The following is a 1634-nucleotide window of genomic DNA, read 5'->3' as shown; positions in this document are numbered from 1 at the left end:
ATCCTCGTCCTGGATTCGATCCATCGCCGGCTTCAGGGGCTTCATCGGGCCGAACAGGCCAATCTCTCCCGTAAGTCCAAGCTGGAGGTTGCGCGGGAGACGATCGTCGCCGGAACCGCCGACGTCATGTTTCCGATTCTGGCCACGACCCTGACGACGATCGTGGCCTTCCTGTCGTTTATCTTCCTCTCGGGACGTCTCGCGCTGTACTACGTGCCGCTGGCGATCTCCGTCGGTACGGCGATGTTCGCGTCGATCTTCGTCGCCTTCGCCTGGATTCCGGTCGTGCTGAACCAGACCTGGGCCACCCGGATGGTCGGCCGTTCGGAAGACGGCACGGTGGAGGTCCACGATCCGTCGGCACTCCACGCCTTCGTCGAGGACGTTCCGGACCTGGAGACCAAGCCGAGCTGGCCTCAGCGGCTGGTGATGTGGAGCCAGAGCCTCTGGTGGTTGCTGATCCCCGCCGCGGTCGCGCTGATGTTCTGGGGGCATTCGGTCTACGAAGAAAAGGTGATCAAGGGTGGTTTCTGGAAGCTGCCCGATCAGCAGAATCTGATCGTCTTCTTTCGCATGCCCCCGGGGACGGATATCCGGATCGCCTCGGAGACGATGGCCGGGTTCGAGGCGAGCCTGATGCCGATTCACGACGGCGCGACGATGACGGCGCAGGTCTTCGGCAACCAGGCGTACATGGAGATCGAGTTCGACGACTCGCTGCTGCGCAGCGGCATCCCGATTCTCTACCGGTCGCTGCTCGAAGAAGTTGCCGACGGCGTGGGCGGAACGGCAGTCTTCATCCGGGGGTTCGCGGAGACGCCGTACATCAAGGGCAATCTGCGCGGGTCGAATCTGAACTCGCTGATCAAGATCACCGGGTACAACTCGAAACGACTGACCGAGATTGCCGAGCGGAATCTGGCCAAGGTCAAGTCGAATCGACGGGTTCGTAACGCACGGATCTCAGGATCCCAGAGGTTCGGGCGCGCAAGCACCGACGAAACCGTGATCGCGTTGCGTCGCGAGGTACTGGCCGAGCACGGACTGACCGTACTCGATGTGGTCGGCTACCTCCGGCGGCTGCTCGGCGTGGATACGCCGTGGGAGATGCTCGTCGAAGGCCAGCAGAAGCGAGTCCAGCTATCGTTCTACGATGCCGATTCGATTGAATTCTCGGACGTGGCTCAGCACGTCTTGACGACTCCCGACGGTGAACGAGTTCAGCTCGGCGATCTGATCACGATGCAAACACTTCCTCTGTCCGACGAGATCGTGCGAGAGAATCAACGGTACTCGCTCAACGTCAACTGGGAATACGTCGGTACCGACCGGATGCGCACCTCGTACATCAAACGCGTGCTGGACAGCATGGACCTGCCCTACGGGTACACCGCGGAAGAATCGTTGCAGCAGTTCCTGACCGACGAAGAAGAGGACGAGTTGTGGTGGACCTTGATTCTCGCGGCGGCGTTCATCCTGATCATCATGATGGCGCTGTTCGAAAGCTTCCCGATCCCGCTACTCGTGCTGACTTCGCTTCCGATGGCACTGTTCGGTGTGTTCATGATCTACTGGTTGACCACCAGTTCCTACGACTCGTCGGCCCAGATCGGTCTCGTGCTGCTGTTCGGCGT

General features: G+C 60.7%; 1 protein-coding gene. It reads left to right on the top strand.

Features of this window, described 5'->3' with window-relative positions; all coding sequences use genetic code 11:
* Positions 1 to 1634: efflux RND transporter permease subunit (locus tag GY725_22185; GenBank protein MCP4006898.1), on the top strand; the 1634-nt coding region annotated here is incomplete at both ends.

The sequence above is a fragment of the bacterium genome (genome assembly GCA_024226335.1).
GTDB lineage: Bacteria > Myxococcota_A > UBA9160 > SZUA-336 > SZUA-336 > JAAELY01.
Note: the sequence above shows the minus strand (reverse complement) of the source record. Positions and strands in the feature narration are given on the sequence as shown.